Raw genomic sequence first — 26,702 nt, forward strand, 5'->3', positions numbered from 1 at the left:
GGACTACTCGATGTCGAGCACCTCTTGCACGGGCCGACGTGGCGTGTCGGGGCCCGGGGGGCCGTATCCGAGGCGAAGCACCATCTGGACGAATCCCACGGCCGACCCCGGATCCCGCACAGCCCAGCGCAGCTCTGGCCATTCGAGGGCGTGCGACGTGAGCGAGGTCGCGAGCCCGTCCAAGGTGGCTTGGAGCAGGACTCGCTCCATCGCCTGACCCGCATGCAGCCAGTCCTGCGGCCGATCGGTGGCGGTGCCCAGCAGGGCCAGCTGAGGTGCGTTCTCGAACGTGGTCGCCTTGCGGCCGACCACAGCGCGCCTGCCGGCGAAGTCGCGCACGGGTGCCTTGCCATCCCGCTTGCGTGGCCCGAAGGCGTAGTCCGGGATCCCGTCGGTCGCCGTATCGACAGCGGCGGAACCGATGCGGATCCAGCGCTCGGTGTCCTCGGAGGCGGTGGCGTCCAGGGCGTCGCGGCCTTCGGCGTCGTGGACCAGGTCAAGCAGCGACTCCACGTGCCATGCGGAGGGAAAGACCAGGCGCGCTCCCTCCAGGAGGGCGGCGCCACACAGCTCGTCCTTGATGGCTGCGGGTACCTCCTCGTCCGTGAAGGGGTGGCGGCTGGTGTGCCGCCGATGGATCGCGGGATACAGCTGAGCGAGGTCGCTCTCGCGGGAGACGGGCTCGGTCAGCTGCACCGTTGCGAGCAGCTGCGGATCCCCGGGGTCAGGGAGCAGCCGGGTGGCCGGCTCCCAGCCCGCGTGAGCGGCAGCGACGCGCAGGTTGAACAGTGCGGCGCCGCAGCCCAGGTGTAGGGCGCGAGTGGTGGGGTCAGCGTGAGGCATGGTGCGCCCGAGGTCGGAGCGCACCTGGAAGGTGCTGCTGTCGCGCAAGAAGCGGAACCTCCACGGCTGCGCGTTGTGCATGGACGGAGCGGCCGTGGCGTCCTTGACGAGCGCAGTCACGGCCTGCGCAGTGAGCGCCTCTCCTGTCACCGGACACCTCCCTGGAGGAGCCGACGGGCCTGTCCAAGCGTTCCCGCCTCTCGCTTCACGATAGTCGTGGCACATGACGGCCGCCGCTCAGCCCGTCGGCAGCGGCACGGCGCACACCTTGACCCGCAGAAAGAGAGCGCCTGCGCAATAGCGCCATCCGGCACATATACGCTCGTTTCGTGACTTCCGTCCCGGAATCCTGGCTCATCGAAGCTTCTGTCACCTTCGAAAGGCAAGCCAATGACCACGCTTGTCCCGGGCACTGAACAGACGATTGCCCTGAGCTTCACCGGCCGCGAGTGGTGGGCGATCATCCACGGCTTGATTCTCGGCGCCGCGTTCCTGCTCGCGTTCGCCGGCGGGCTTGCCGAGCTCTACAGCCTCAAGCCCGCGTTGATGACGCGCGAAGGAGTGGTTCGGCGCATGCGGCGGGTACGGATCGGCGTCACTGCCATGGCTGTGGCGGCGTGGGCGACCGTGATTACCGGGACGTGGGTCGTCTACCCCTGGTACCGGGAGAAGATCCCGAGCAGCCCCAGGTCGGAGCTGCTCGCCGACCCCGCCATCGCGGACTGGCACGAATTCGGCATGGAGTGGAAGGAGCATATCGCCTGGTTCAGTCCGATCCTGGCCACCGCCGTCGCCTTCATCGTCTGGTACTACGGCCCGGGCCTGATCCGGCACAACCGGGTCCGCCATACCACCATCACCTTGTTCGTCCTTGCCTTCGCCTTCGCCGCGATCGCCGGGGCACTCGGTGCCTTCATCACCAAGGTCGCACCAGTCCAATAACCCAGGGCACCAAAGGAAGGCCGACGGCATGGAATCCAGGAGCGGGGCAATCCCCTCGGAGGGAAGAGGGCAGGATGAATTCCCCCTCAGCGAAAAGGCGGAAGGACCAATCTCGGCAGCAATCATCGCCGCAGGCATCGGCGCCGCCGTGCTCGGCCTGCTCACCACGCTTGCCGAGGCAAACGCGAGCGTGAAAGACGCGATGGAGTGGAGCACCTCTGTCGGTCCCCTCTCCGGCAAGACCACTCTGGCCGTAGTGGTCTGGCTGCTGGCGTGGGCCGCGCTGCACGCCGCGCTGCGCAGCAAGCCGTACGAGACAACTCGCGCCCTCGTCATCAGCCTCGTGCTCATCGGGCTGGGCGTCCTTGGCACCTTCCCGGAGTTCTTTCAGATCTTCGGCTGAAAACGTGCAGGCCCGTTCGGTCCTCTACCGCGGCGATGGAGGGTGCGCCTTGGAGATCCTCGCCTACGAGGTACAGCACGATGAGCAGCCGCTGCTGGAGCGCGCTGTCAGAGACCGGCATGCGGTGCGCTGCCTGGAGGTGTTCCTCGACGAGGACACGGCTCCCTTGGCCGCCGGGTACCGGGTGGTGTCCACGGGCGTCAACGCCCGGCTCGACGCCCCCGTGCTGCGCCGGCTGGCCGAGGGCGGGACAAGGATGATCGCCCAGCGCTCCACCGGGTTCAACAACATCGACCTCCCCGTTGCCGAAGAGCTGGGCTTCACCGTGAGCAGGGTCGCTCACTACTCTCCGTATGCGGTGGCGGAGTTCGCCTGGGCGCTCGCACTGGCGGTCGACCGCAGGGTGGTCCGGGCCGCCCACCGCGCCCGCGAGTTCGACTTCCGGCTCACCGGGCTGATGGGCCGCGACATCCACGGCATGACCGTCGGGATCATCGGGACCGGCAAGATCGGCGAGGTTTTCACCCGTATCGCCCACGGCTTCGGCTGCCGCCTGCTCGGCCGGGACATTACCGAGAACCCCACCTGCCTCACCCTCGGGCTGCAGTACACGGACCTTGACCAGCTGCTCGCCGAATCCGACCTGATCAGCCTGCATCTGCCGCTGCTGCCCGAAACCCACCACCTCATCGACGCCCGCGCACTGGACCTCATGAAGGACGACGCCATCCTGATCAACACAGGCCGCGGCGGGCTCATCGACGCACACGCCCTGGTCGAGACGCTGCGCGCGGGCCGGCTCGACGGCGTCGGCCTTGACGTGTACGAGGAGGAAGCCGGGCTCTTCTACCTTGACAAGTCCATCGGGGGGATCACCGACGACACCCTCGCCCGGCTGATGACCTTCCCTCAGGTGCTCGTCAGCTCCCACCAGGCGTACTTCACCCGCACCGCGGTCGGTGAAATCGTCGACACCACCATCCGCAACATCGATGACTACCTCGCAGGCCGTACCAACGAGAACACCCTCGTTCCCCGGACAGCCCAGCTCATGTGAGCAGTCGCAGATGCCCACGCGACGTCATCGAGGCGACGCCTGGCAACTATCCGGGAGAGGCAGAGCTATGGGCCGGAGCGACGGGCCGCAGCCGAAGCAGGCCGCGGCTTTCACCCAGCCCACCCGGATGCTTGCCCTTGCGACGGTCGGGTTCACGATCAGCTTCTGGGCCTGGGCGCTGCTGGCGCCGCTCGGTCCGACGCTGCGGCAGGAACTGAACCTCACCTCGCTTCAGCAGTCCCTGGTCGTGGCGGTCCCCGTGATCGTCGGCTCGCTCGGCCGGATCCCCATCGGTGCCATCACCGACCGCGTCGGCGCACGCCGGATGTTCCCCCTCGTCGTCGCCTTGACCATCCTTCCCGTGCTCTACCTCGGACACCTGGCCGATTCACTGGCCGAAGTGCTCGCGAGCGGCTTCCTCCTGGGCCTCGCCGGTACGACGTTCACCATCGGCGTGCCCTTCGTCAACGCCTGGTACCCGCCCGGGCGCCGGGGCCTGGCCCTCGGACTCTTCGGGCTCGGAGGGCTCGGCACCGCCATCTCGGGATTCACCACGGTCCAGCTGGCCGACGCCGCGGGACGCAGTTTCCCCTTCGACCTGGTCGCAACCCTCCTGGCCGCCTATGCCCTCACTGCGAGCCTGCTCCTGCACGACAAGCCAGAGCGTCCTGTCACGACCGGGTCGGTGCTCGCGCGCGCTGCAACGGCGCTACGCATGCCCGCGACCCTGCAACTGGCCCTGCTTTACGCCGTCGCTTTTGGCGGCTTCGTCGCCTTCAGCGTCTACCTGCCCACCTACCTCACCACGGCCTACGGTCTCGGACGCTCCGACGCCGCTGCACGAACAGCGGGCTTTGTCATGCTCGCCATCGCCATGCGCCCGGTCGGAGGATGGCTTTCCGACCGTACTCACCCCGTCCCGGTGCTCACCGGCGCGTACGCGGCATTGTCCGCACTCGCACTCGTAGCGGCACTCGAGCCACCCCTGATCCCGATCGGGACGATAGCCTTCCTGGGCATGGCCGCTGCCCTCGGGGCCGCCGGAGGCGCCGTGTTCGCACTGGTGGCACGCCTCATTCCCCCGGAGCGGGTCGGGTCCGTCACCGGGGTCGTCGGCGCAGCGGGCGGAATGGGGGGCTTCTTCCCGCCGCTGGTCATGGGCACAATCCACAGCGCCGTGCACGACTACACCTGGGGATTTGTGCTACTCGCGATCACCGCGGCGGCAACCAGTGCATTCACAGCAATATCCGTACGCCGCCGCGCCACTCGCTGACACGCCTGAGCGAGCCAGAGCTGCCCACCCACGGAGCCGGACCCCGCCACGCACTCGACCCGAACACCCCCGGCCGCACTTTCACAGTGCGGCCAGGTCCGCCTCCTCCACCGGGCTCGACCGACTGCCCGCTGCGCTCCGTGCCCGGGTCACTTCGTGCCGAGCATCTCCTTCATCTGGGTGATCTCCGCCTTCTGGGCGGTGATGATGTCGTCGGCGAGTTCCTTGGCGGGGCCGTAGGCGCCTTGCTTCTTCTCCGTCTCGGCCATCTCGACCGCGCCTTCGTGGTGCTTGATCATTATGGTCAGGAACATGGTGTCGAAGGCTTTGCCGGAGGCGCCTCGCATGTCGTTCATCTGCTGGTCGTTCATCATGCCGGGCATGGATGAGGCGTCGCCGTGGTCCATCCCGTCCACGCCGTCCATGCCTTGGGGGACCTTCTCGCCCCAGGCCGTCAGCCAGGCGGACATGGTCTCGATCTCCGGCTCCTGCGCCTTCTTGATCTTCGCGGCGAGGGCCTTGACGTCGCTGGAGGAGGCCCGGGCCTCGGCCATGTCGGACATCATGACGGCCTGGCGGTGGTGCGGGATCATCCCCTGAGCGAAGGCGACGTCCGCTTGGTTGTGCTCGCCTGCCGGGACTGAGACGGATGTGGTGGGGCTGGGAGAGGTGGCGGCCCCACCGCTGCCGTCGTCACCACAGGCGGCAACAGAGAGCGCGATGGCGGCGACAGCAGCGGCCAGGGCAGTACGGCGGTGCAGGACGCGGGTGGTGTTCACGGGGGTAGCTCCTCGGATCGAAGGCAATCAGGACAACCTGTACGCGCCGAACCGGCCGTGCTGGCGGGCGCCACGCCGCTCCGAGGCGTCTGCTGAATCCGCACGACCTTAGGCCCGAGGAGCGATGTCGGAACCTGTCCGCCAGTCGGCTGATCATGACGTCCGTCCGGTGCGAGTCGGGGTGACGGCAGGGCGGACAGTGCCGTGGCGGCGAGAGCGAGCCAGAGCCACCGCAGGAAGGCAGTGGCCCCAAGTCGCCACCGTGCTGGCTTCCTTGCCAGCACCCGTCCGAGTGATCTTCGCGCCCGGCCACTTTCGGGTATGGCCTGTCTCAACGTCCCTCGGAGCGGGTTCTGCCCATGCATCCTCGAGACCGCACTGGCAAGCGATCTGTGGGGGGCGGAACGTCTCATGAGACATGCGGAACGCGAAGAACACCATGCGCCAGTTCTTGTGGGCGGACAGGTTGTCCAGGATCACGTAGATTGGGGCGCCGTCTGGACGGGCCGCCCGGATGCGCTTGAGCGCGGCCCAGGAGGGGCCGATGCCCTTGCGTCCCCGGTTGATGCCCCACAGGGTGTCGTCGCCGACCGAGTAGCAGCCGTGGAAGTAGGTGACGCCGTGGGTGCGGTGGAAGGTCGCCGGCACCCGGTCCGGCTTGCCTCGCTCGGCCCAGCAGGAGCCGGCGGTCGGGCGGATGCCGAGCGGCCCGAACTCGTCGAAGGCGAAGGCGCGGTCGGGGCGCTCGGTCAGCGCGTACTCGATCCGGTCCAGCTTGGCGTCGAAGTCCGGGTCGGTGGACTCCTTCCACGTCTTGGTGCGCTGGAACGTCACGCCCCGGCGGCCAGTAAGCACCGCAGGGCCTCGCGGCCGATCCGTATCGGACGAGCGACGTTGCGCCGCAGATGGTCGGCGAGCTTGCGGACCGACCACCTGGTGAAGGGCTTGCCGAGCTTGGTGGGGCGGGTGGTGGCCGTCTCGATGACGAAGTCCTCGTCGTCGGCGTCAAGCAGGCGGGGACGGCCTCCCGCCCATCGAGGGTCCAGGCAGGAGAGCCCGATCTCGTTGAAGCGGTGGATCACGTCACGGACGGTGTCCTCGTCCGCCTGCACGAGATTCGCGATCACCGGCACTGTGTTTCCACCCGCCGAGGCCAACAGCATCATCGCTCTGCGGAAGCGCACCGTGCTGGTACGAGGCCAGTCAGCACCAACCCGGTGATCGTTTCCGGTCACAGCACTAGCCGAGCGTGCGGTCGAGGTTGAAGGCCGCGCTGATCAGAGCCAGGTGGGTGAAGGCCTGTGGGAAGTTCCCGCGCTGCTCACCGGTGTGGCCGATCTCCTCGGCGTACAGGCCGAGATGGTTGGCATACGTGAGCATCTTCTCGAACGCGAGCCGGGCCTCGTCCAGGCGGCCGGCGCGAGTCAGCGCCTCGACATACCAGAACGAGCAGATCGAGAACGTACCCTCCTCGCCCCGCAGTCCGTCGGGGCTGGCCTGCGGGTCGTAGCGGTAGACCAGGGAGTCGGACACCAGGTCCTCGCCCAGCGCGTCCAGAGTGGCGAGCCACTTCGGGTCGGTGGGGGAGATGAACTTCGCCAGCGGCATCATCAGCACGGACGCGTCGAGGACGTGGCCGTCCTCATACTGCACGAAGGCGTGCCGCTCGGCGGACCAGCCGTGGCGCATGATGCGGCGGTAGATCGCATCCCGGGCCTGCCCCCAGCGCACCGTGTCGGCGGGCAGCCCGCGGTGCTGGGCCAGCCGCATGGCCCGTTCGATCGCCACCCAGCACATCAATCGCGAATAGAGGAAGTTCTTGCGCCCGCCGCGGGTCTCCCAGATGCCCTCATCCGGCTGGTCCCAGTGGGCGCACACCCAGTCGACCAGCTCGCTGATGTCGTCCCAGTGCGCGCTGGAGATGGGCTGCCCCCACTTGTCGTAGAGGTAGAGGGAGTCGACGAGCGCCCCGTAGATGTCCAGCTGCAGCTGATTGACTGCGTTGTTGCCGACGCGTACGGGGGCCGAGCCCCGGTAGCCCTCGAGGTGGGACAGCTCGCGCTCGGGCAGCTCATGGCGCCCGTCGATGCCGTACATGATCTGCAGCGGGCCGGTGGGGCGGGCGGCCTCGGTCGCCTGGAGGTGGACATGCTCGGACAGGAAGTCCATGAAGGCTTCGGCCTCATCAGTGAACCCGAGCCTGAGCATCGCGTACACACAGAAGGCGGCGTCACGGATCCACACGTAGCGGTAGTCCCAGTTGCGCTCGCCGCCGATCTGTTCGGGCAGGCTGGTGGTCGGCGCGGCGATGATGGCGCCGGTCGGGGCGTAGGTGAGCAGCTTCAGGGTGAGGGCTGAGCGGTGCACCATCTCCCGCCAGCGACCCCGGTAGCGCGACTGCGACAGCCACCGCCTCCAGTACCCGACGGTGGCGTTGAACTGCTGCTCCGCCTCGGACAGCGGGCAGAAGCGGGGTGCCACGTCGCCGCCGACCCGGTCAAGGGCGAAGACGGCGGACTCGCCCTCGTGCAGCTTGAACAGTGACCACACGTCCGGGCCGGCGACCTCGATCGGCACACTGGACGTCAGCGCGAGAGAGAGCGAGGGCGACTCAAAAACCGCCGAGCCGTGCTGCGCGTGCACGGTGTGCGGCTGCGCCCCGTACTCGAAGCGGGGCGCCACCCGGGCGCGGAACGGCAGCGATCCGCGGACGCACACCACGCGGCGGATCAGCCGGTGCCGGTCGGCCTCGCGCGAGTCGTCGACGATCGGCATGAAGTCCTGGATCTCGCCGACCCCGTCTTCCGCGAAGAAGCGGGTGATCAGCACATTGGTGTCGGGGAAGTAGAACTGTTTCGTGCGCGCCGGGACATCCGCGGCGAGCTCGAAGGACCCGCCCCGGTCAGCGTCCAGGATCGAGGCGAAGACGCTGGGTGCGTCGAAGCGCGGGCAGCAGTACCAGTCAATGGTGCCGTTGGTGCCCACCAGCGCCGCGCTGCGCAGATCGCCGATCAGGCCGTGGTCGGCCACCGGCAAATAGCGGGTCGCGCCGACTTCCCCGCTAAACGCACCAGCGGTCACTTTGGCCTCAATGGTCACATCGACCTCCCTGCCACCGCCACCCCACTCTTCAGGCTAACCAGTCGTCGAAATGCGGGCGACCGGAGTGGGCGCCGCGGTGCCATACGCCCTTGCCCCGTCAGCGATCAACGCGCCCGCTCCAGGAGTGAAGGTGGCCTCATTAACCTCGATCTTTCGTGACGGTCCGTCGGATTCCCTGACGGGCCGTTTCGGTTGTTCGGCCGAGTGGTGGGCACGCTGATGGCCCGGCTGTCGCGTCGGGTAAGCGCCGGTTTCCACGGCTCCGGTCAGGGTGGTGCTGCTCGTAGGGGCGGGAACAGGCTGGTCAGCCGGGGTCCGGGAGGGCTTCGAGCCGTCGCAGGGCTTCTGTGATCACGTCGGTCCAGGGCCATTGGCGTGCGAATCTCAGGTGCCAGCGGCGAGCGGTGGTGACGATCTGGGCGGCGGCGGCGGCGGCGGCGGAGAAGAGACGAAGCCGGAGACGACGGGGCTCCCACCTGCGGGTCTTGCCCGTCAGGGCGAGCATGGGCATCCACGCGAGGAGATCGAGGGCGATCTGGACGACCTCCAGCCAGATCTGGTTCTGCGCTGTGTCGTGCAGGGGCAGGTTGCGCAGGCCAGTGGCGCGGGCGGCGCGGATACGGTCCTCGGCCCTCGCGCGTGTGCGGTGCCGCAGTTCGAGTGCGGCGATCGGGATGCCGGTGGTGTTGGTGGCGAACGCGGTCAGCCGCAGGCCGTCGGCGTCAGTGAACCGCAACTGTGCGCCGCCGCCCGGTTCGACGGCTGCTGTCCACGCGGTGGCGGGAACCTTCAACACCGCCTGGTGGGTGGCGTCGGTGATGGTCATGCCGACCGAGTACGACAGCCACCTGCCCCGCTGGGCGAGCCAGGCGACGAACTCATGTGTTCCGCCACCGGAGTCGGTGCGAATCAGCGTCTGGCGTCCGCGCCGGTACTTTTTCGGCAGCTGGGCCAGGGCGAGTTGGGTGGTGGTGATGTGGTCGGCGGCGGTGTTGCTGCCTGCGTTGCCCGGCCTGAGCAGGCCGGCCACCGGCTCCCCGCTGCCACCGCTTCCGTGATCGACGAAGGCCATCAGAGGATGGTGTCCGAAGGTCTTCTTCCAGGTCGCAGTGGCGTCCTGCTTCTCGGAGTGGGCCAGTACGAGCACTCCGTCCAGGTCCACGACCACCTGTCCGCCGGCATCCGGGGCCGCGTTCTTGGCCACGTCCCAGACGTGCTCGCGTGCTGCGGCTCGTGCGGACCGGATCGCGGTCAGGGCCTTCGGGCCGGCCGCGGCGAGGGTGTCGATGAGGCGGGAGACCGTCGGGTCGGAGGCCACCGGCCCGAACACGCCGGGCTCGGCCCGCAACATCCCGACATCCGCGGGGCAGTCCCCGCCCAGCGCGACCGCGAGGACCACGTCCAGCAGGACCTTGCCCGGATCGTGCACGGCCCTCGGACGTCGCCATGGCGTCAGCGCCGTCGATATCGCCTGGTCCAGCCCGGCTTTACGGGCGGTCTCGACCAGCAGAACGCCCCCGGCCTGGGACACCACCGCGTGACCGCCGCCCTCGACGCGGACGCGTGCCGGTCGCCATGAGTGCGGCGAAGCGCAGATTGTTGCCGAGGACGGCGAAGCTCCCGTCGCGGCTGTAGCGGGCGAAAGCGACCAGCACGGTGGGCAGGGACACCAGCAGGGACAGGCTTCCCGCCAGTTTGATGTCGGCGCCGTACAGCAGCACGATCGTGGGGATCAGCAGCTCCCCGCCGGCGACGCCCATGATCGCGGCGACCACGCCGACGCCGAACCCGGCGGCCACTCCGGCCACCACCTGAACGGAGGTCGGCAGGGTGAGCGACCCCACGGCGGTGGTGTGCGTGAAGACGAAGGCCGTGGCCATGGCGACCATGAGGATCGCGAGGACCTTGTAGAGGGTCGCGGACCGCATCCGCAGGGCCCATGAAGCTCCCGCCCATGCGCCGAGCAGGCTGCCGGCCAGGAGGTTGACCGCGATCGCCCAGTGGGAGCCCAGTTCGCCGAAGGGCACCGCAGCCAGCCGGGCGGGCAGGGCGGTGATCACGACGACCAGGCTCATCGCCTTGTTCAGGATGACCGCCGACAACGCAGCGAACCCGAACATCCCGATCAGCAACGGCAGCCGGAACTCCGCACCGCCCAACCCGATCATCCCGCCCAACAGGCCCACCAGGCTGCCCGCGCTGAATACCAGCGGCGCCGACCGCACCCGCGCAACTTTCACCGGACCCGCTTCCGACGTGACCTCGGTCATGCCGTTCCCCCGAGCGTCCAGCCCGCAGCCAAACGGTTGCGTAGCGCGGTGAGAATCTTGTGCCCGTTGTCGGCGGGGAAGCTCGCGGAGCCGGTGCCGGAGATTCTCACTGGCAGCCATGTGGCCAGGTCGGGCGTGCTCGCGGGTTGGGTGGTGTCGGACATGCTCGGACGTGAGTCGGCCACCATCGCATCCCGCGGCTTTTGCCTCAGCCGCGCGGGAGTGGAGGGCTGCCGACACGGTCGGCAGCCCTTTCGTGCGTTCTCTAACGATCAGACCAGCGACGGTGTGCGCATGGCGGATCCGGTCCTTTGCGGGATGAATCCGGAGTCATGGATTGATCGTTGCTTCGGCAGTGCGGCAGGCGGTTCGGTGTCCGTCAGCAGGGCGATGAGCGTGGTACGGGCGCGGGCCAGGCGGGAGCGGACCGTGCCGATGGGGCAGCCGATGGCGGTGGCCGCCTCGGCGTACGGAAGACCCAGGAGCTGGGTGAGGACGAAGGCTTCTCGGCGTTCGGCCGGGATCGCGGCCAGGAGCTCCGCCAGGGCGATGCCGTCCTCGAAGCCGGGAAGGTCGTACGGCTGGCTCTGCTCGGCGGCGGTTTGCCAGTCGTACCGGTCCGACAGCCGGGGGCGGGCGGCGGCATGGCGCACGCTGTCCACGACGGTGCGCCGGGCGATGGACAGCAGCCAGGTGCGGGCGGAGGAGCGGCCTTCGAAGCGGGGGAGCGCGGCGAGGGCCCGCAGGAACACGTCCTGGGTGAGGTCTTCGGCCGCTTGGGGATCCGCGCTGAGGTAGGCCACGTAACGCCAGACGTCGCGGTGCAAGGCACGGACGAAACGGTCCGTCTTCGCGGGGTCGCCGTCGCGGGCGGCGAGGGCCAGTCGGGTCACCACCGCGTCGGAGTCCGGGGTGTGCCGGGCCGGCCGGTCCCCGGCGGTACAGGGCAGGGTGGGCAGGGCAGGAGTCATCGCCACAGGTCCTTAAGGGCAAGGTGTCCGGCGCCGCGCGCGGCGGGGCCGGTGAAGGGGTACGGCCAGCCGGAGGGCATGGCCGATGCCCGAGGCGCGACGGGCAGGAGAAGAGCCGTCAGCGCGTACTCGGGGAACCAGCTGTCACAGGACAGCGGTTCCCGTCGGAGGACCCCGTGAGGTGATGGCGTGGACGAGGAACAGCTGCGGGAGCGCGCGGCTGCGCCGTACCCGGCGCACGCGGATGCGCGGCGGGAGGGGTGCCGTGGCGAGGCCGAAGAGCAGGCGCAGCGGCGTCCAGATCCAGCCTGCGACGGCGCGCAGGACACGGAAGGCGCCCTGCTCGCCGTAGGCCAGCCACAGGCCGCAGAGCAGCGCGGCCAGCAGGTGGGCGGCGAGCATTCCGGCCGGTGACATGCCGGCCACGTCGTGACCGCCCGCCGGCATGAAGGTGCCGGTGACCTCGGATGCGGCGCCGGCCATGCCGTGCATGGCGTGGTGGGCATGGGAGCCGGCGTCCGGGATGACGGTGCCGGGCGGCGGCTGGGACACGAGCCTGCCGAGCCCCGCGTCGTTGACGACCTTCAGGGCGTCAGGGGTGGACAGCGTCGAGGCCGTGCCTTCACCGCACATCAGGTACGCGGCCCATTGGCGGGCGAACGACGTGCCGGACGGCAGGGAAGGGTGCAGGACGGACTGGGCCAGGGAGAAGCCCGAGTGGAGCGCGGCCTGGACGGCGACCGTCGCCGCGATGACAGTGAGAGGCCCGCGTTCACGGCCGGCGAGGGACCAGGCTGCCGCGGCCGTTCCCACGAACGCAGCGCACACGGCCCACCAGGGCACGGCCAGGCCGGACATGAGCACGTGGCCGAGGGTCGCGAGCAGCACGCAGACGGCTGCGAACATCGCAGCCCGTACGGCTCGGAAACAGTGGCCTGGCGTCATGGCGGGTTCATCCTCGCACCAGCTTTCCGGACTGCGCAGGGGGGTGCGCACTTCCTGACAAGTTCTCAACCGAGCCTGTGATGCGCCGTGGAGGTCGTCCGCGTGGTGTGGTGCAGGGCACAGAGGGGAGAGGGAACTGTGGTGCCGGTTCATCCGACTGCCTTCCCAGTCGGTCGTGGTGTTCAACATCTGGGGAATGGAGACTTCTGTGGCGGCAGCGGGGGCGGCGGCAGCAACGGCGGCGGTACCAGGTACGCGGGACCGGGAGTCCCGGAGCCTGACCGCGTTGCTCACCTGCGCCATGGCGTTCTCGATGCTGCAGTTGTTCCTGCTCGGTGCTCTGGGGCCGCGCCTGGTGGAGGAACTGAACATCTCCCCCACCGTATTGGGGCTGACGACCACGGTCGGATTCGGGACGGCCGCCGCGTTGTCCCCGACCGGCGGACGAATGGTGGACCGCATCGGGCCCCGGCGCTCGTTGGTGCTGCTGCTCGTCGTCTCCGCCCTTGCGCTCGCCTTGATCGGGGCGACTCCCGGCGCCGGTCTGCTGCTGGGTGCGGTCGCGCTGGGTGGAATACCGCAGGCGTTGGCCAACCCCGCCACCAACAAGGCGATTCTGGCAACGGTTCCGCCTGCCCGGCGGGGTGCGGTGACCGGCCTGAAGCAGTCCGGTGTGCAGCTTGGTGCGTTCGCCGCCGGACTGCCGCTCGCCGCCCTCGCGGGCGGTCTCGGCTGGCGGGGCGCTGTGTGGACCGCCGCCGGGGCGGCGCTCCTCGCCGGAGCGTGGGCGCTGCGCGCGCTGCCTGCCGACCCGCCCGCGGCGTCGGCTCCGCCCGCTCGCACGTCGTTCGTTCCGCGGGGGATGGTGGCCTGGCTGGCGGGCTTCTCGCTGTTCCTGGGAGCCGGTATCGCTTCCGTGAACACCTACGTCGCTCTGTACGGGGTGCAGCGTCTGGGGATGGGTCCCACCGTGGCCGGTGGCCTGGTCGCCGTCCTCGGCGTCGCGGGCATCCTCGGCCGGGTCGGGTGGTCGAGGGCGGCCCGCCCGGGCCGGGCGGAGCGGCTGCCGGGTGTCCTGGCCTGCGGCGCCGTGGGCGCGGCGGCTCTCCTGGCCGGCGGGCTGCTGGCCAGTCCGCTGGTGTGGGCCGGCGCCGTCGCTATTGGAGTGTTCGCCGTGTCCGGCAACGCCGTCTCGATGGTGCTGGTCATGCAGCGGGCCGCCCCCGGACAGGCCGGACAGGACTCGGCTCTCGTCGCGGCCGGATTCTTCGCCGGGTTCGCGGCGGGCCCGCCCCTGTTCGGCCTGCTCGCGCAGAGCGGGCGGTACGGGGCGGGTTGGGTGCTGGTGGCAGTGGAGTTCGCGGCGGCGGGGGCGGTCGCGTTCCTCTGGGCCGTACGGGACCGGCGGGTGGGGACGGGGGCGGCAGCATGACCTCCGAAGACTGGGCCAGCCAGGCCTTGGCCGCCGTCATCGACCGGGTGACGGTGACCGAGGCCGAGGTGGGCACCCGCTTCCCCCTGTACGCCGACCCCGGGGACGGACGGTGGAAGACGACCGGCCGCGGCTCGTGGACCGGTGGCTTCTGGGCCGGACTGCTGTGGCTGCGGGCCCGCTACACCGGGGACGAGGCACACCGGCAGGCTGCGGAGGAATGCACGGCCCGGCTCGCGCCCTGGGCGGATGCGGACACCGCCACCCGGGGGTTGATCTTCTGGTACGGGACGGCTCCGGCCTTCGACTCCGCCGAGGCCACCGCACTGCAGGCGAAGGCGGGCCGGGCCTGTTTGAACTCCTACGACCCGGAGGCCGGGGTCGTGCCCTGGGGTGCGGCGCTCGGAGGACCCCGGCTCCTGGCCCGCGCGGACGCCGTACCGGGGCTGGTGCCCCTCCTGGCCGGAGCCGGATCCGAGGGGCCGGCCGTGGCGGCGGCCCATCTGCACCGGCACCTCGACCTCTGCCTCGGTGCGGAGGGAGCGGGGAGCGGCGTCCGGCCGCGGCCCGCATGGCAGTTCGACGCGGCAACTGAGTGGCACCCCTGCGAGGACCCGGCACCGGGCTGGAGCCGCGGCGAGGCGTGGCTGCTCCTGGCCGTGGCCGACGCACTGCTCCGTCCGTATGTGGCCGGCCACCGGCCGGAACGGCTCGCCTTCGCGGCCGAGCAACTGCTGGTGCAGGCGGAGGCGCTGACCGGGCGGATCATCCCGCCCAACGAGGCGTCCCGACCGTGGGGTCCCGTCGATACCTCGGCCGCGGCGATCACCGCCGTCGCGCTGCTCAAGCTGTCGCGTGCATGGGCTCCCCGGGCTGCGGTGTGTTCGTACCGGGCCGTGGCGATCCTGAGCCGCCTGGCCGAAGCGCACCTCACCGGACCGGGCTTCGGGCGCCCGGAGGGAATGCTGCTGGACGGCTGCTACGACGCGGCCAAGGGCCTGGCGGTGCGCCACGAACTGATCTGGGGCGACTTCTTCCTGGCCCTCGGGCTGGCCGCGCTCGACGATCTCGTCGACATCACCCGCGTGTAGTGGACCCGTGCCCCTGGCCGTAGTCGCGCAGCACCCGGCGAGCCACCGAGGTGATGTGCAGTTCGTCCGGGCCGTCCAGGATGCGAGCCGCGCGCCCGCCGCGGAACAGGGACGGCAGCGCGGTGTCGGGGCCGAGCCCGGCGGCGCCGTGGACCTGGATCGCGGAGTCGGTGACCTGCTGGAGCATGCGGGCGGCGGCGACCTTGGCCAGTCCCACTTCGGTACGGGCGTCCTGTCCGGCCGCGATCAGCGCGACCGCCTCGTGGACCAGGGGGCGGGTGGTGCGCAGCGCGAGGAGGGCGTCGAAGACGTGCTGCTGGACCAATTGGTGGTCGGCGAGCGGCCCGCGCGATCCGCTGCGGGTGGCGGCGCGTTCACACATGAGGTCGAAGGCGCGCTGGGCCTGGCCGAGCCAGCGCAGGCAGCGCAGGGTGCGGCCGAGTGCGAGCCGTTCGCCCGCGATGGCCAGGGCGTCGCCGCCTGAGCCGAGGAGGTGGTCGGCGGGTACGCGGACCTGGTCGAGTTCGATCTCGTACTGGCCGGCCGCCCCGAAGATGGGCAGTTCGCGTACGACGCGGAATCCGGGTGAGCCGGTCGGTACGAGCAGCAGGGAGAGCCCGTCCCGGTCGCCGGCGCTCCCGCCCGTACGCGCCATCACGGTGACGAGATCGGCGCCCGCGGCGCCGGACGTGAACCACTTGCGGCCGCTGACGCACCAGCTGCCGTCCGCCTGGACCTCGGCCCGGGTTTCGGTCAGAAGCGGGTCGGTGCCCGGCACGTCCGGTTCGGTCATGGCGTAGCAGGTACGTATCTCTCCTGCGACCAGCCGCTTCAGGTACTCCTCGCGTACCCGGGCGCTGCCGTGACGGTTCAGCATGGTGACGTCGAGCAGCGGGGCGGAGCCCAGCGCGGCGGGACCGTGGTCGCTGGCGCCCTCGGCCTCGGCCAGCGCCGCGTACTCCCGGAAGCTCAGGCCGCCGCCGCTCAGATCCGCCGGGAGCGGCAGCGCCCACAGTCCGGCGGCACGCGATTCGGCCCGCAATTCCGTCAGGGCGGCAGTCGCATCCTCTCCGCCCGCGTCCAGCACCGTCTCGGACGGGATCACCCTCGTACGGATGAACCGGTCGGCTCGCTCCCTCAACTCGACGATCCGCGGATCGGGTTGAGCCGCTCCGTCGTGCGCGGTGCCTGAATCCGTCACTGCATTCCTCCTCATTCCCGGGAACCCATGGGAACTGCTGTCCGACTCTCTGTCCGAGGAACTGGTCGGGTGCGCACCCCTCCGAGTTCCCGCGTTCCGTTCGACCTGGGCGACGGCCACCGCCGCGCCGGGAGAGGAGAGGCATGGCGTCCCCCGCAACCACGCAGACGGTCCGGCCGCTCGACACACTGAGCTTCGGCACCTCGGGGCCCCCGCAGATCACCGACGTCGTCGCCGAACACCTGCGGCTGCTCGGAGCACGATCCGACGAGCTTGCCGACCGAGACCCGTCGGGCTGCACCACGCTCTCCGGAGCCGGCTTCGAGCCTGCTCACGCGACCGTCACCTGGGGGAACCCCGGGAGCGGGCTGGTAGACGAGGCGACCGTGCAGGCCGCCACCGGCGTGATGGCGGTCCACGGCCGGCGCGACGGCAGCCCGCGCGGCCTGGCCGCCGACTACTCGGCGACGGCCACCGCCGTCCTCACCGTCCAGGGACTGCTCGCCGGCCTGGTCGGACAGGCCCGCGGAGCCGCGGCCTCCCACGTCACCTCCAGTGCTGACCGGGCCGGGCTGCTCGCCGTGTCCCAGTACCTCGCCGCGGCCGGAGCCGACGAGGGTGAAGCCGCCGAACTCGCCCCAGGAGGCCCGCCCTTCACCTCGGCCGAGGGCGTGCTGTTCGAGCTGGAGACCCTCGACCCGGGAGCCTGGGCCGCGTTCTGGCGCGCCCTGGAGGCCCCGGCCGACGCGATACGGGCCGGCTGGCGGCCGTTCCAATTCCGCTACGCCACCGCCTGTGCCCCCTTCCCGCAGGTCCTCCGCGCCGTGACCCGTTCACATTCCCTCCCGCGGATCCGGCAGGCCGCGGTGCTCTCCGGCGCCGAGGTGTGCGTACTGCGCACCCTGGCCGAACGCGCCGAGGAGGCCGACGGCGCCGCGCCCTGGTCGCTGCGGCCGATGGCCGGCGGCCTCGCCTCATCGAGCACCCGTACGGCGCTTGCCCCTTCTCCCGGGCAACCGCTGGCCGGGCTGACGGTGCTGGAGGCGGGCCGCCGCATCCAGGCACCGCTCGCCGCGCACCTGCTCGGCCTGCTGGGGGCCGAGATCATCCGGATCGAGCCGCCGGGCGGGGACCCGCTGCGCGGCATGCCTCCCGCCTGCTCGGGGATCTCCGCACGCTGGCTCGCCCTCAACCGGGGCAAGAAGGCCGTCGAGATAGACATCAAGGCCGAGGCCGACCGCCGCCGACTGCGGGAGATGGCCGCGGAGGCCGACGTCTTCCTGCACAACTGGGCCCCGGGCAAGGCCGCCGAGCTCGGGCTCGACGCCGACGATCTCGCACTCGTCAATCCAGCCCTGGTCTACGCGTACACGAGTGGCTGGGCCGATCGGCTCCCGGATGCCCCCATGGGTACCGACTTCATGGTGCAGGCCCGTACGGGTGTGGGCGAGGCGGTCCGTCCCGAAGGAGAGCCCCCCGCGCCTTCGCTGATGACCCTGCTCGACGTACTCGGGGGCCTGCACGGAGCCGAAGCCGTGCTCGCGGGACTGCTGCTCAGGGAACGCACCGGCCACGGCGTACGAGTGGACTCCTCGCTCCTCGGCGCCGCCGACACCCTGACCGGCCCCGCCCTGCGGCGGGTGGCCCGCGGGGAGAACGCCAGACGGCCCGCCGGATTCCGGCACCCGCTGCCGACGGCCGACGGCTGGATCGCCCCTTCCGATGCGAGCGCCGGGGCCGCTACCGCGTACGACCTGCGCGAGCTCTCCACGAACGACGCCCTGGCCCAGCTGAGCGCTCACGGCCTCACTGCCACCGCTGTCACCACCGACCTCGCCGACCTGCACCACGACGCGCGCTTCGCCGGCTCGATCAGCCGTGATGCGCACGGTGCCCCCGCCGTTCCCGACCCCTGGAGCTTCGCATGACCGCCAACAGGCCCGTACTGCACGACCTGCTGCCCGCCGAACTCCGCCGCTCCTGGGTGGTCGACGGCACCTGCCCCGACCTCGACCTCTACAGCCTGTTCCGGGCCCGCCAGATCGCCGACCTGCACGCCACAGCCGTCCTGGATGCCAAGGGCAAACTCTGTTACACCGCCCTGGACCGCAAGGTGCGATGTCTGGCCACCGGCCTCAGAAGCCTCGGCATACGCGAGGGCGACGTGGTCGGCGTGCAACTGCCCAACAACCGCAACGCCGTCATCGCCGACCTGGCCTTGGCCGCGCTCGGCGCCGTCGCCCTGCCCTTCCCCGTCGGCCGCGGCACCCTTGAGGCCGAGTGCCTACTGCGTCGGGCCGAAGCCGTCGCCGTCGTCGCCGCGATCGAACACCGCGACTTCCACCACGCGGCCGACCTGCACACCCTCTCGCGCGCGCTGCCCGCCCTCCGCCATGTCATCGCGGTAGGCCCCGGCACCGCACTTGAAGAAACGATTCCGTGGTCGGACCTCATGCGCTCCGACCCCAGCGGCTTCGTCCCTGCCCGCCCGGATCCTGACAGCGCGGCGCGGATCCTGGTCTCCTCCGGCTCCGAAGCCGAGCCGAAGATGATCGCCTACTCGCACAACGCGCTCGCCGGCGGGCGAGGGAACTTCCTCGCCTCCCTCATCCCCGACGGGACCCCGCCGCGCTGCCTGTTCCTCGTACCGCTGGCCTCCGCCTTCGGTTCCAACGGCACCGCCGTCACCCTCGCCCGGCACGGCGGCACCCTGGTCCTGCTCGACCACTTCTCACCCGAGGCCGCCATCGCGGCGATGCGAGAGCACGAGCCGACCCACGTCCTCGGCGTGCCCACCATGGTCCGCATGATGCTCGAACGCCTCGACGCGACGAGCGAGCAGCTACCTGCCCCCACCGCGCTGGTCCTGGGCGGCGCCCCGCTCGACGAGACCACCGCTGCCGCCGCCGCGAAGGCCTTCGGCTGCCCGGTGGTCAACCTCTACGGCTCCGCCGACGGGGTCAACTGCCACACGGGGCTGACCAACACCGTGCCGCCGACCGACGCGTCGGGCGTCGTGGCGGGCCACCCCGACCCCCGGGTTGCCGAGATCCGCATCGCCGACCCCGAGACCCACGAACCGCTGTCCGACGGCGACATCGGGGAGATCATCTCCCGGGGCCCCATGACGCCCCTGTGCTATGTGGGCGCCCCTGATCTGGATGCCCTCTACCGCACCCCCGACGGCTGGGTGCGCACCGGCGACCTCGGCTACCTCGACGCCGACAGCGTCCTGCACGTCGTGGGCCGCCTGAAGGACATCGTGATCCGGGGCGGCGCCAACATCAGCCCGGCCGAAGTCGAACGGGAACTCCGTTCGCACCCGCAGGTCCGGGACGTGGTGTGCGTGGGCGTTCCCGATCCGCTGATGGGGGAGCGGCTGGCGGCCTGCGTGGTGGCACGGGGCCCGCAGGCTCCGACGCTGGACACCCTCGGCGATCACCTGACCGCGCGAGGACTGGAGCGGCGCAAGCACCCCGAGCGCCTCCTGGTGGTGGAGGAGATTCCCCTGACGGCGGCGGGCAAGCCGGACCGGTCGGCCCTGCGGGAGCGCCTGGCCGAGAGCCTGCCGCAGTCGCAGCACGGCTTGCCTGAGGCGGTGCCCCTCGCCGAGGCCGGATGACCGATGAGCCCGGCAGCCGAGGGCTGCCGGGCTCATGAGGCGGGGAGGGCACGTGCAGACGTTGCCGGCAGCCGGGGCCCGGGCGGCAGGGGGAGAGGCGTGAGGGCGGCGAGGGGGGAGCGCGGCAGGACCAAGGCGGCCAGCCGTCGCAGGATCCGCTCGCCGTAGACCACGCACAGGGCGGTCCCGAGCGTGGCAAGGGCGTGCGCCAGCGTCATCGTCGCCGTCATCGCGTGCCCGGGGCCCGCAGGGGCCATGTCCGTCGCGTCCATGCCCGCGTGCGTGCCCGGGGCGTGAGCGGCCATGGTGTGGTGGCCGATACCGCCGGTGGGCATCGGGGCCGTGGTGGGCGATGGCGTGCCGTCCGCCATCGACAGACGGTGCAAGGCCAGGTGCAGGCCGAACTGTGTCGCGCCCAGCAGGAGAGTGGTGACGTCAAAGCGCCGTCGACGACCAACGAAGTGGCCGGTGCCCAGAACGGTCAGAGTGGCGAAGACGAGCCCCAGGCCTCCCGGCCCCGGCAGCGTTCCGCCAGCGGCGACGTGACTGACCGCGCCCAGAAACAGGCAGGCAGAAGCACAGAGCAGACCCTTCGAGGTCCGCCTCAGCCAGCTGTCCGGTCGGTGGACCGGCACAACCTATCCAAGTCCGTCACACCACGGTGGGCCGAATCACAGGCAGAATCAAACCGGCACAAGGGGCATCCCGGGGCAGTGTGTGCACACTGCTCCGGGACGGAAGGCAACGGCGCGGGCCGCGCCGCCCGGTTCAGGAGGTGCCCATGGCCTTCTTCAGCTCCGCAGCCGCGTTGCGGTACACGGCCAGCAGGTCGAGGTCCTCGCCCGGGTAATTGACGATCTTCACCTGCTTGGCTCCAGAGTCGGGCAGTACGGTCCCGGTCGACATGTGGGCGTTGTCGAGGACGAGCGCGGGCTTCTTCGCGGAGAGCTCGGCCAACTGCCCGGGGGTCACTGCCTCGGGCCCGTACGTGCCCACGACGGTGGCGCCCGCCAGCTTCGCCGACCAGCCGGTGAAGACCTGGGTCACGGCCGAGGGGCTCTTGCCGCCGGGCCACCCGGCCTGGACCTCCTTGTTCAGCTTCCCGTATTCGGCATCGAAGCCGGTCTTCCACTTCGTGGCCGCGTCCTGTGTGCCGAAGAGCGCGCCCAGCTTGTCGACCTCGGCCTTGACCTTGTCCGGGTCGTTGTCGAGGTTGACCTCGACCAGCTTCGCCTTGGAGCCCGCGGCCTCCTTGATCTTCGCGGCGTACGGCTCGAACGGCGCGTACAGCACGAAGTCCGCCTTGGCTACGGCGGCGAGGTCGGACGGCTTGGGGTCGTAGTCGGGGGCGTGGTGCACGGACTGCGGCACGATGACCTTGACATCCTCGGCCCCGGCGGCCTTGGCGAACGCGCCCTCCCAGGTGGTGGTCACGACCACCACGGGCTTGTCCTTCCCGGCAGCCGGGGCACCGGCCTTCGCGGGGGTGTCGGTGGCGGCATCGGAGTCGGTGCCGTTCCCGCAGCCGGTAACGAGAGCGAGTGCCGCGCTCAGTGCGAGGAGGGAAGAGATACGGACGCGGGTGCGCGCCATGAGCTGATTCTCCGTTCGGGTATGAAGTGGACGGCGAGGACGAGTGCCCCCGCCGTCAGGACGAGTACGGGGCCGGGCGGCCAGTCGAGCCACAGGGCCAGCAGGAACCCGGCCGTGTTGACGGCCACGCCGATGCCGACTGCCCAAAGGGTGATCGATTTGAGTGAGCTGCCCAGGCGGCGCGCGGCGAGTGCGGGCAGCAGGGTCAGAGCGTCGACGAGCAGGGCGCCGGTGAGCTTGATCGCCCCGGCGACGGCGATCGCGACGAGGATCAGGAGGGCCGCGGTCAGGGCGCGGACCGGGACGCCGGAGCAGTGGGCGAGCTCACGGTCGTAGAGGAGCAGGCCGATGTCGCGCCGCTTCCACCAGAACACGCCCGGTACGACGGTCGCGAGTACGCCTAGGACGACGAGGTCGGGGGTGCCGACGGAGAGGATCGACCCCCACAGGAGGGCGAAGGCCCCGGACGCGTTGACCCCCGAGACGGCGAGCAGCAGCAGCGCGGCGGCGATGGCGAGACTCATCAGCAGGCCCATGGCTCCGGACAGGCCGTCGGGTGTGCGGGCGAGCGGGGCGACTCCCGCTCCGGCCAGGGCGCAGGCGACGAGCGCGCACAGCATGGGGTCGAGGCCGGTGAGCAGCCCGATCGCGATGCCCAGCAGGGCCACGTGCATCATCGCGAACCGGACCGGCATGATGTCGAGCCCGACGATGACCACGCCGATGACGGGCAGGCCGATCGCCGCGAGCAGCAGCGCGAGACCGGCCCGCTGGACCGGAAGCAGCTGGAGCAGCGCACCGAGGTCGGCGGTGGCGAGGTTCACCGCAGTCACCGGGCCTCCCGCAGTCGGCCCGCGGCCATCTCCAGCACGCGGTCGCAGCGGTCCGCCAGGGCGCGGTCGTGCGTGACGACGACCAGGGTGACCGGGAGTGAGGTGAGGACGTCCGCGGCCTCCGCCTGCCCGTCGAAGTCGAGGGCGGCGGTGGGCTCGTCGGCCAGCAGCACCTGGGCTCCGGCGGCGACGCAGCCGATCGCCCTGGCCAGGTACATCCGCTGCAACTGGCCGCCGGAGAGGGTGTGCAACGGGCGTTCGACCAGCGTCCCGACCCCCAGCCGGGCGGCGGCTTCGCCGGCGTCCTCGGGCGCGGTACTGCTGGCGAGCAACTCGGCGCCGAGCAGGGGGAAACGGCCGGCGGCCGGCTTCTGGGGGATCCAGGCGCAGGCACGGCGCCGCCAGGCCCACTCGGCGGGTGAGCCGGTCTCCCGGCCGCCGACCGAAATGGAGCCCGTCACCTGGCGGTGCAGGCCGAGCACCGCACGCAGCAGGGTGGTCTTGCCGGAGCCGTTGGTGCCGGTCAGCGCCACGCGCTCACCGGCGGCGATCTCCAGACTCACGTCGGAGACCGCTTCCACCCGGCCGTGCCGGCAGGCGACTGCCCTCATGCGCACATCCAGCCCGCCCATCCCACACCTTTCCGTCGTTCCGAGCCGCGTGGAGCGACGGGTGTCCGCCGCCCACGTCCCAGTAGTCGGACGGAGAAAGGCCGGAGTTCCCGCGAACCGAGGATTCTCGCGCGCGAATCCCTCCAACCTGCGGCGCCCCCAGCATCCGCCGCCCGTGCGCTCAGATCGCCGCGGCGACTTCGTAGCCTGCCCCGACGATGGCGGCACGGATCAGACGGTCGTCGAGCGGCGCACCGCTCACCGTGACGGCATGCGCGTCGAGATCGACGACGACGTCGCTCACCCCGGTCACCTGCTTGACCTCCTCGGTGATGTGGCCGGCACAGTGGCCGCAGGTCATACCGGTCACGCGGTAGCGCTGCTCATCCATGGCGTTCTCTCCTCGACAGTGACGTACAGGGTGGAGGGTCCGGTCGGCTCTCGCTCGCAGAGCTCGGAGACCGTCTGCCTCTCCCACGTAGTCGTACGGAGTGGCCTTCTGGTTTCCGCGAGTTGGGGCCGGCTGGGAGCAGTCGAAGCACAGGCCCGGACCGCTGTGCTCCCACGGGGGTTCACCAGGGTGCTTGCGCTCGCTACCGAACGGGCATTCCCTTCACGTCCGGTGGCGGGAGGCCGTTCCGTGGACGGACGCGAAAGGAAAGGGCACGTGTGATGACCGATATCAATTCCCTGGCCCCGATAGCGACGTTCTGCGGCAAGTGCGACTGCGGCTGCCCCCAGTTGTTCGTGGACGAGTCCGCGCCGGTCGAACGGCGCGTCGTCATCACTGATGACTTCGGACAGCGTGTGGAGATGAGCGCCGACCAGTTCGGCTCGCTCATCGAGGACGCCAAGGCGGGCGAACTCGACGCCGTCGCCGCTGTCTGAGTCGACGTGTGTCGCCCACCGGCCGGTGGCGTTCAGCTGCCGGGCCGGACCACGATCGCGATGGTTTCGACCGGCTTGCTGTGGCGGAAGTGCAGGACGAAGCGAACGACCTGACCCGCCTGCCAGCGTTCCTTCACCTTCACCATCACGTCCGCTCCGAAGGGGGACATGGCGAGGGTGTCCCCGGCCGGGATGTCGAGGGGCCCGGTCATGTTCATGGAGTCGGCCCCGGTACCCGCGCTCTGGTGCCGGCTCAGCATGGCCTGCTCCACGTCCGGGGAGGTGACGGAGACCAACTGATCATCTGCGCCACCCAGGTTCGAGACCCGGAAGAACGCCGCGGTGTTCTCCTTGCCGGCGTACGGGAGGAAGACGCGGCCGTCGTCGACCGCGATGCGGGGCGGAGCGCCGGCAGCTCCGGAGCCGGCCCAGGCCGTCAGTCCGCACAGTCCGACCAAGCACGCGATCACAGGAAGGGCCGCGGTCAGGTACGCCTCGCGCAGACGCCGGCGCGTCGGCCACCAGCCGTCCACCGCTTCTCGTCGAGTGGAATCGGTCATCGTTCACTTCCTCCCCGGGCGCGGCGGGCCCGCGACGCACCGGCAGTTCGGCGGCCTGCGGGGTCCCAGCCTCGAAGGCGCAGGCTGTTCCCCACGACCAGGAGCGAGCTGGCCGACATCGCCGCCGCGGCGACCATCGGGTTGAGCAGGCCCACGGCTGCCAGGGGGACGGTGACGAGGTTGTAGCCGAACGCCCAGACCAGGTTGACCCGGATGGTCGCGAGGGTGCGCCGGGCCAGGCGGACCGCGTCCGCGACCGCCTCCACGTCACCGCGCACCAGGGTCACGTCCGCCGCCCCGATGGCCACGTCCGTACCGCTGCCCATGGCGATCCCGAGGTCCGCGGCGGCCAGCGCGATGGCGTCGTTGACGCCGTCGCCGATGACGGCGACCCGTCGGCCGTCGTCCCTCAACTGCCGTACGAGAGCGGCTTTGTCCTCCGGGGTGCAGCGGGCATGGAGGCGGGTGATCCCGAGTGCGGAGGCGACGGCCTCCGCGGGGGCCTCGCGGTCGCCGGTGGCTAGGATCGGCTCCACCCCAAGTCGCCGGAGGCGGTCGACGGCCCGGTAGCTGCCCGGACGCAGGACGTCCCCAAGGCCGATGAGCGCCTGGGCGACGCCGTCGACCCGTACCAGGACGGGCGTGAGCGCGGCGGCTTCGGCGGCTGCCAGTGCCTTCGCCAGGGCCTCGGGGAGATCGTCGCCCGGTGCGCACACCTCGACCGCACGGCCGTCCACCACACCGCTGACACCGGACCCGGGGGTGGCCCGAAATCCGGTCACCTGTGGCAATGTCTGGTCGGGTAGGTTCCGTCTCGCGTACGCCGCCAGCGCGACCCCGAGCGGATGCTCGGAGCCCTGCTCCACCGCGCCGGCCAGCCGCAGGACCCTCTCCCGGCCCAAGCCTTCGGGGAGCGGGGTGAGCTGGGCGACGGTCATGTGCCCGGTCGTGAGGGTGCCGGTCTTGTCGAGGACGACCGTGTCGACGTGCCGCAGGGCCTCCAGGGCCTGGGGTCCGCTGACCAGGATGCCCAGTTGGGCGCCGCGGCCGGTGGCGGCCAGCAGGGCGGTGGGCGTCGCCAGGCCGAGAGCGCAGGGGCACGCGACGACGAGGACGGCCACGGCCGCGGTCACCGCCGGCTGCGGATCCGCACCGGCGCCGAGCCAGAAGCCGAGCACGGTGACGGCCAATACCAGGACGACCGGTACGAAGACGCCCGCCACGCGATCGGCCAGACGCTGCGCCGCCGCCTTGCCGGCCTGGGCGTCGGTGACCATGCGGGTGATCCGGGCGAGCCGGGTGTCCGCGCCGACGGCGGTGGCCCGTACGAGGAGCAGCCCGCCCGCGTTCACCGCGGCCCCGATCACGGCCTGGTCCGGCCCGACCTCGACGGGATCGCTCTCGCCGGTCAGCAGGGACAGGTCCAAGGCGGAGTTCCCGGACACCACGACGCCGTCCGTGGCGACCCGCTCCCCGGGCCGGACGACGAATTCCTGCCCGACGGTGAGCCGTTCGACCGGGATCCGCCGCTCCTTCCCGTTCTTGCGCACGGTCACGTCCTTGACCGCCAGCGCGGACAGCGAGCGCAACGCCGCGCCCGTACCGCGCCGCGCCCGTGCCTCCAGGAACCGGCCGGTCAGGACGAACAGCGGTACACCGACCGCCGCTTCCAGATAGACGTCGGCGACATGACCACCGGCCGAGGGGAGGAGGGTGAAGGGCATCCGCATCCCCGGCTGCCCCGCGCCGCCGAGGAACAACGCGTACAGGGACCAGAGGAACGAGGCGACGACACCGAGCGAGACGAGCGTGTCCATGGTGGCCGCCGAATGCCGCAGGCCCCGCAGCGCGCGGACATGGAAGGGCCAGGCGCTCCACACGACCACTGGGGCGGCGAGCACGAGGCACAGCCACTGCCAGTTGCGGAACTGCAGAGCCGGGACCATCGACAGGGCCATGACCGGCACGCAGAGCAGCACGGTGATCAGCAGCCGCTCGCGCTCGCTCCGATTCTCCTCCTCCGGTGCCGGATCCGCCGTTTCGCTCTCCGCCCGGCCCCGAGGTTCGGGAGGCGCGTGGAGTTCGGCCGTGTAGCCCGCACGCTCGACCGCTGCCACCAGCTCGTCCGTCGTGATGCCGGGCGGATGGACCACTCGTGCCCGGCCGGTCGCCAGGTTGACCGTGGCACTGACGCCCTCGATCCGCCCGAGCCGCTTCTCCACGCGGCTGACGCAGGCCGCGCACGTCATGCCGCCGACGGTGAGGTCCGTGCTGGTAGGGGCG

The 26,702-nt window shown here is 70.8% G+C and carries 25 protein-coding genes and 1 pseudogene; 9 read left to right on the forward strand and 17 right to left on the reverse strand.

Annotated features, from left to right (window positions below; translation table 11 throughout):
- Nucleotides 1-3 precede the first annotated feature (3 nt).
- The gene (locus tag MTF65_RS02295; protein ID WP_243626478.1) at nt 4-993 is read right to left on the reverse strand and encodes an Acg family FMN-binding oxidoreductase; all 990 of its coding nucleotides are present in this window, start codon (nt 991-993) and stop codon (nt 4-6) included.
- 240 nt (nt 994-1,233) lie between these two features.
- On the opposite strand from MTF65_RS02295, the gene MTF65_RS02300 reads away from it, so the two are divergent.
- The 4 genes from MTF65_RS02300 (at nt 1,234) to MTF65_RS02315 (ending at nt 4,521) form a co-directional block, all read left to right on the forward strand.
- On the forward strand, nt 1,234-1,785 hold the full coding sequence (locus MTF65_RS02300; RefSeq protein WP_243626479.1) for a hypothetical protein: 552 nt from the start codon (nt 1,234-1,236) through the stop codon (nt 1,783-1,785).
- A gap of 28 nt (nt 1,786-1,813) precedes the next feature.
- A complete protein-coding gene (locus MTF65_RS02305; RefSeq protein ID WP_243626480.1) occupies nt 1,814-2,188 on the forward strand; it encodes a hypothetical protein in 375 nt (124 codons plus the stop codon).
- 49 nt (nt 2,189-2,237) lie between these two features.
- Nucleotides 2,238-3,245, forward strand: coding sequence for a 2-hydroxyacid dehydrogenase (locus MTF65_RS02310; RefSeq protein WP_243626481.1), 1,008 nt, complete (start codon nt 2,238-2,240; stop codon nt 3,243-3,245).
- A gap of 67 nt (nt 3,246-3,312) precedes the next feature.
- The gene (locus MTF65_RS02315) at nt 3,313-4,521 is read left to right on the forward strand and encodes an MFS transporter (protein ID WP_243626486.1); all 1,209 of its coding nucleotides are present in this window, start codon (nt 3,313-3,315) and stop codon (nt 4,519-4,521) included.
- A 149-nt stretch (nt 4,522-4,670) separates the two neighbouring features.
- Here the strand turns inward: MTF65_RS02315 and MTF65_RS02320 are convergent, their stop codons facing one another.
- The 8 genes and pseudogenes from MTF65_RS02320 to MTF65_RS02355 form a co-directional block, all read right to left on the reverse strand.
- On the reverse strand, nt 4,671-5,300 hold the full coding sequence (locus tag MTF65_RS02320; RefSeq protein ID WP_243626489.1) for a DUF305 domain-containing protein: 630 nt from the start codon (nt 5,298-5,300) through the stop codon (nt 4,671-4,673).
- Between the two features lie 446 nt (nt 5,301-5,746).
- Nucleotides 5,747-6,493 (reverse strand): annotated as a pseudogene (locus MTF65_RS02325) (IS630 family transposase); the annotation flags it as partial.
- Nucleotides 6,494-6,539: 46 nt separating this feature from the next.
- Nucleotides 6,540-8,399 carry a glycoside hydrolase family 15 protein gene (locus MTF65_RS02330; RefSeq protein ID WP_243626491.1) on the reverse strand — a complete coding sequence of 620 codons (1,860 nt, stop codon included), beginning with the start codon at nt 8,397-8,399 and terminating at the stop codon, nt 6,540-6,542.
- A gap of 307 nt (nt 8,400-8,706) precedes the next feature.
- On the reverse strand, nt 8,707-9,999 hold the full coding sequence (locus tag MTF65_RS02335; protein ID WP_374207171.1) for an IS1380 family transposase: 1,293 nt from the start codon (nt 9,997-9,999) through the stop codon (nt 8,707-8,709).
- A complete protein-coding gene (locus tag MTF65_RS02340) occupies nt 9,890-10,672 on the reverse strand; it encodes a sulfite exporter TauE/SafE family protein (RefSeq protein WP_243626493.1) in 783 nt (260 codons plus the stop codon). Before MTF65_RS02340 ends, MTF65_RS02335 begins: the two co-directional genes overlap by 110 nt.
- Nucleotides 10,669-10,836 (reverse strand): hypothetical protein, encoded by a 168-nt coding sequence (locus MTF65_RS02345; protein ID WP_243626496.1) that lies wholly within the window; start codon nt 10,834-10,836, stop codon nt 10,669-10,671. Before MTF65_RS02345 ends, MTF65_RS02340 begins: the two co-directional genes overlap by 4 nt.
- 108 nt (nt 10,837-10,944) lie before the next feature.
- Nucleotides 10,945-11,643 carry a sigma-70 family RNA polymerase sigma factor gene (locus tag MTF65_RS02350; protein ID WP_243626499.1) on the reverse strand — a complete coding sequence of 233 codons (699 nt, stop codon included), beginning with the start codon at nt 11,641-11,643 and terminating at the stop codon, nt 10,945-10,947.
- Nucleotides 11,644-11,787: 144 nt separating this feature from the next.
- Nucleotides 11,788-12,588, reverse strand: coding sequence for a hypothetical protein (locus MTF65_RS02355; protein ID WP_243626501.1), 801 nt, complete (start codon nt 12,586-12,588; stop codon nt 11,788-11,790).
- A 196-nt stretch (nt 12,589-12,784) separates the two neighbouring features.
- Here MTF65_RS02355 and MTF65_RS02360 point away from each other — a divergent pair, with 196 nt between their 5' ends.
- Nucleotides 12,785-14,020 carry an MFS transporter gene (locus MTF65_RS02360; protein WP_374207138.1) on the forward strand — a complete coding sequence of 412 codons (1,236 nt, stop codon included), beginning with the start codon at nt 12,785-12,787 and terminating at the stop codon, nt 14,018-14,020.
- The gene (locus MTF65_RS02365; RefSeq protein ID WP_243626502.1) at nt 14,017-15,111 is read left to right on the forward strand and encodes a sugar ABC transporter permease; all 1,095 of its coding nucleotides are present in this window, start codon (nt 14,017-14,019) and stop codon (nt 15,109-15,111) included. Before MTF65_RS02360 ends, MTF65_RS02365 begins: the two co-directional genes overlap by 4 nt.
- On the opposite strand, the gene MTF65_RS02370 is transcribed toward MTF65_RS02365, so the two are convergent.
- Complete coding sequence (locus tag MTF65_RS02370; RefSeq protein ID WP_308407117.1) at nt 15,098-16,261, reverse strand: acyl-CoA dehydrogenase family protein; 1,164 nt, start codon at nt 16,259-16,261, stop codon at nt 15,098-15,100. The two genes, MTF65_RS02365 and MTF65_RS02370, sit on opposite strands and share 14 nt — an antisense overlap.
- A 194-nt stretch (nt 16,262-16,455) precedes the next feature.
- Between MTF65_RS02370 and MTF65_RS02375 the strand changes: the two genes are divergently transcribed.
- On the forward strand, nt 16,456-18,240 hold the full coding sequence (locus MTF65_RS02375; RefSeq protein WP_243626503.1) for a CoA transferase: 1,785 nt from the start codon (nt 16,456-16,458) through the stop codon (nt 18,238-18,240).
- Nucleotides 18,237-19,934 (forward strand): class I adenylate-forming enzyme family protein, encoded by a 1,698-nt coding sequence (locus MTF65_RS02380; protein ID WP_243626505.1) that lies wholly within the window; start codon nt 18,237-18,239, stop codon nt 19,932-19,934. Before MTF65_RS02375 ends, MTF65_RS02380 begins: the two co-directional genes overlap by 4 nt.
- 32 nt (nt 19,935-19,966) lie before the next feature.
- Here the strand turns inward: MTF65_RS02380 and MTF65_RS02385 are convergent, their stop codons facing one another.
- The 5 genes from MTF65_RS02385 to MTF65_RS02405 form a co-directional block, all read right to left on the reverse strand.
- Entirely contained in the window at nt 19,967-20,305 is a 339-nt protein-coding gene (locus tag MTF65_RS02385; protein WP_243626507.1) for a hypothetical protein, read from the reverse strand.
- Nucleotides 20,306-20,702: 397 nt separating this feature from the next.
- Complete coding sequence (locus MTF65_RS02390; RefSeq protein ID WP_243626508.1) at nt 20,703-21,527, reverse strand: metal ABC transporter solute-binding protein, Zn/Mn family; 825 nt, start codon at nt 21,525-21,527, stop codon at nt 20,703-20,705.
- A complete protein-coding gene (locus MTF65_RS02395) occupies nt 21,485-22,360 on the reverse strand; it encodes a metal ABC transporter permease (RefSeq protein ID WP_374207139.1) in 876 nt (291 codons plus the stop codon). The genes MTF65_RS02390 and MTF65_RS02395 overlap by 43 nt, the downstream gene beginning before the upstream one ends.
- Entirely contained in the window at nt 22,357-22,992 is a 636-nt protein-coding gene (locus tag MTF65_RS02400) for a metal ABC transporter ATP-binding protein (RefSeq protein WP_243626510.1), read from the reverse strand. Before MTF65_RS02400 ends, MTF65_RS02395 begins: the two co-directional genes overlap by 4 nt.
- Nucleotides 22,993-23,152: 160 nt before the next feature.
- Complete coding sequence (locus MTF65_RS02405) at nt 23,153-23,362, reverse strand: heavy-metal-associated domain-containing protein (RefSeq protein ID WP_243626511.1); 210 nt, start codon at nt 23,360-23,362, stop codon at nt 23,153-23,155.
- Nucleotides 23,363-23,643: 281 nt separating this feature from the next.
- Between MTF65_RS02405 and MTF65_RS02410 the strand changes: the two genes are divergently transcribed.
- Nucleotides 23,644-23,859 carry a hypothetical protein gene (locus MTF65_RS02410; RefSeq protein WP_243626514.1) on the forward strand — a complete coding sequence of 72 codons (216 nt, stop codon included), beginning with the start codon at nt 23,644-23,646 and terminating at the stop codon, nt 23,857-23,859.
- Between the two features lie 32 nt (nt 23,860-23,891).
- On the opposite strand, the gene MTF65_RS02415 is transcribed toward MTF65_RS02410, so the two are convergent.
- The gene (locus MTF65_RS02415) at nt 23,892-24,419 is read right to left on the reverse strand and encodes a copper chaperone PCu(A)C (protein ID WP_243626519.1); all 528 of its coding nucleotides are present in this window, start codon (nt 24,417-24,419) and stop codon (nt 23,892-23,894) included.
- Complete coding sequence (locus tag MTF65_RS02420; RefSeq protein ID WP_243627273.1) at nt 24,416-26,668, reverse strand: cation-translocating P-type ATPase; 2,253 nt, start codon at nt 26,666-26,668, stop codon at nt 24,416-24,418. The genes MTF65_RS02415 and MTF65_RS02420 overlap by 4 nt, the downstream gene beginning before the upstream one ends.
- Nucleotides 26,669-26,702 lie beyond the last annotated feature (34 nt).

The organism is Streptomyces sp. APSN-46.1, from assembly GCF_022815725.1.
Lineage (GTDB): Bacteria > Actinomycetota > Actinomycetes > Streptomycetales > Streptomycetaceae > Streptomyces.

Excerpts from the sequence above, each read along its gene's own strand:
- MTF65_RS02340 (WP_243626493.1), bottom strand. The coding sequence starts at position 10,672 with ATGACCGAGGTCACGTCGGAAGCGGGTCCGGTGAAAGTTGCGCGGGTG.
- MTF65_RS02350 (WP_243626499.1), bottom strand. The coding sequence starts at position 11,643 with ATGACTCCTGCCCTGCCCACCCTGCCCTGTACCGCCGGGGACCGGCCG.
- MTF65_RS02360 (WP_374207138.1), top strand. The coding sequence starts at position 12,785 with ATGGAGACTTCTGTGGCGGCAGCGGGGGCGGCGGCAGCAACGGCGGCG.
- MTF65_RS02305 (WP_243626480.1), top strand. The coding sequence starts at position 1,814 with ATGGAATCCAGGAGCGGGGCAATCCCCTCGGAGGGAAGAGGGCAGGAT.
- MTF65_RS02390 (WP_243626508.1), bottom strand. The coding sequence starts at position 21,527 with ATGGCGCGCACCCGCGTCCGTATCTCTTCCCTCCTCGCACTGAGCGCG.
- MTF65_RS02400 (WP_243626510.1), bottom strand. The coding sequence starts at position 22,992 with ATGGGCGGGCTGGATGTGCGCATGAGGGCAGTCGCCTGCCGGCACGGC.
- MTF65_RS02410 (WP_243626514.1), top strand. The coding sequence starts at position 23,644 with ATGACCGATATCAATTCCCTGGCCCCGATAGCGACGTTCTGCGGCAAG.
- MTF65_RS02365 (WP_243626502.1), top strand. The coding sequence starts at position 14,017 with ATGACCTCCGAAGACTGGGCCAGCCAGGCCTTGGCCGCCGTCATCGAC.
- MTF65_RS02415 (WP_243626519.1), bottom strand. The coding sequence starts at position 24,419 with ATGACCGATTCCACTCGACGAGAAGCGGTGGACGGCTGGTGGCCGACG.
- MTF65_RS02315 (WP_243626486.1), top strand. The coding sequence starts at position 3,313 with ATGGGCCGGAGCGACGGGCCGCAGCCGAAGCAGGCCGCGGCTTTCACC.
- MTF65_RS02345 (WP_243626496.1), bottom strand. The coding sequence starts at position 10,836 with ATGTCCGACACCACCCAACCCGCGAGCACGCCCGACCTGGCCACATGG.
- MTF65_RS02355 (WP_243626501.1), bottom strand. The coding sequence starts at position 12,588 with ATGACGCCAGGCCACTGTTTCCGAGCCGTACGGGCTGCGATGTTCGCA.
- MTF65_RS02405 (WP_243626511.1), bottom strand. The coding sequence starts at position 23,362 with ATGGATGAGCAGCGCTACCGCGTGACCGGTATGACCTGCGGCCACTGT.
- MTF65_RS02420 (WP_243627273.1), bottom strand. The coding sequence starts at position 26,668 with ATGACGTGCGCGGCCTGCGTCAGCCGCGTGGAGAAGCGGCTCGGGCGG.
- MTF65_RS02380 (WP_243626505.1), top strand. The coding sequence starts at position 18,237 with ATGACCGCCAACAGGCCCGTACTGCACGACCTGCTGCCCGCCGAACTC.
- MTF65_RS02385 (WP_243626507.1), bottom strand. The coding sequence starts at position 20,305 with ATGGCGGACGGCACGCCATCGCCCACCACGGCCCCGATGCCCACCGGC.
- MTF65_RS02300 (WP_243626479.1), top strand. The coding sequence starts at position 1,234 with ATGACCACGCTTGTCCCGGGCACTGAACAGACGATTGCCCTGAGCTTC.
- MTF65_RS02375 (WP_243626503.1), top strand. The coding sequence starts at position 16,456 with ATGGCGTCCCCCGCAACCACGCAGACGGTCCGGCCGCTCGACACACTG.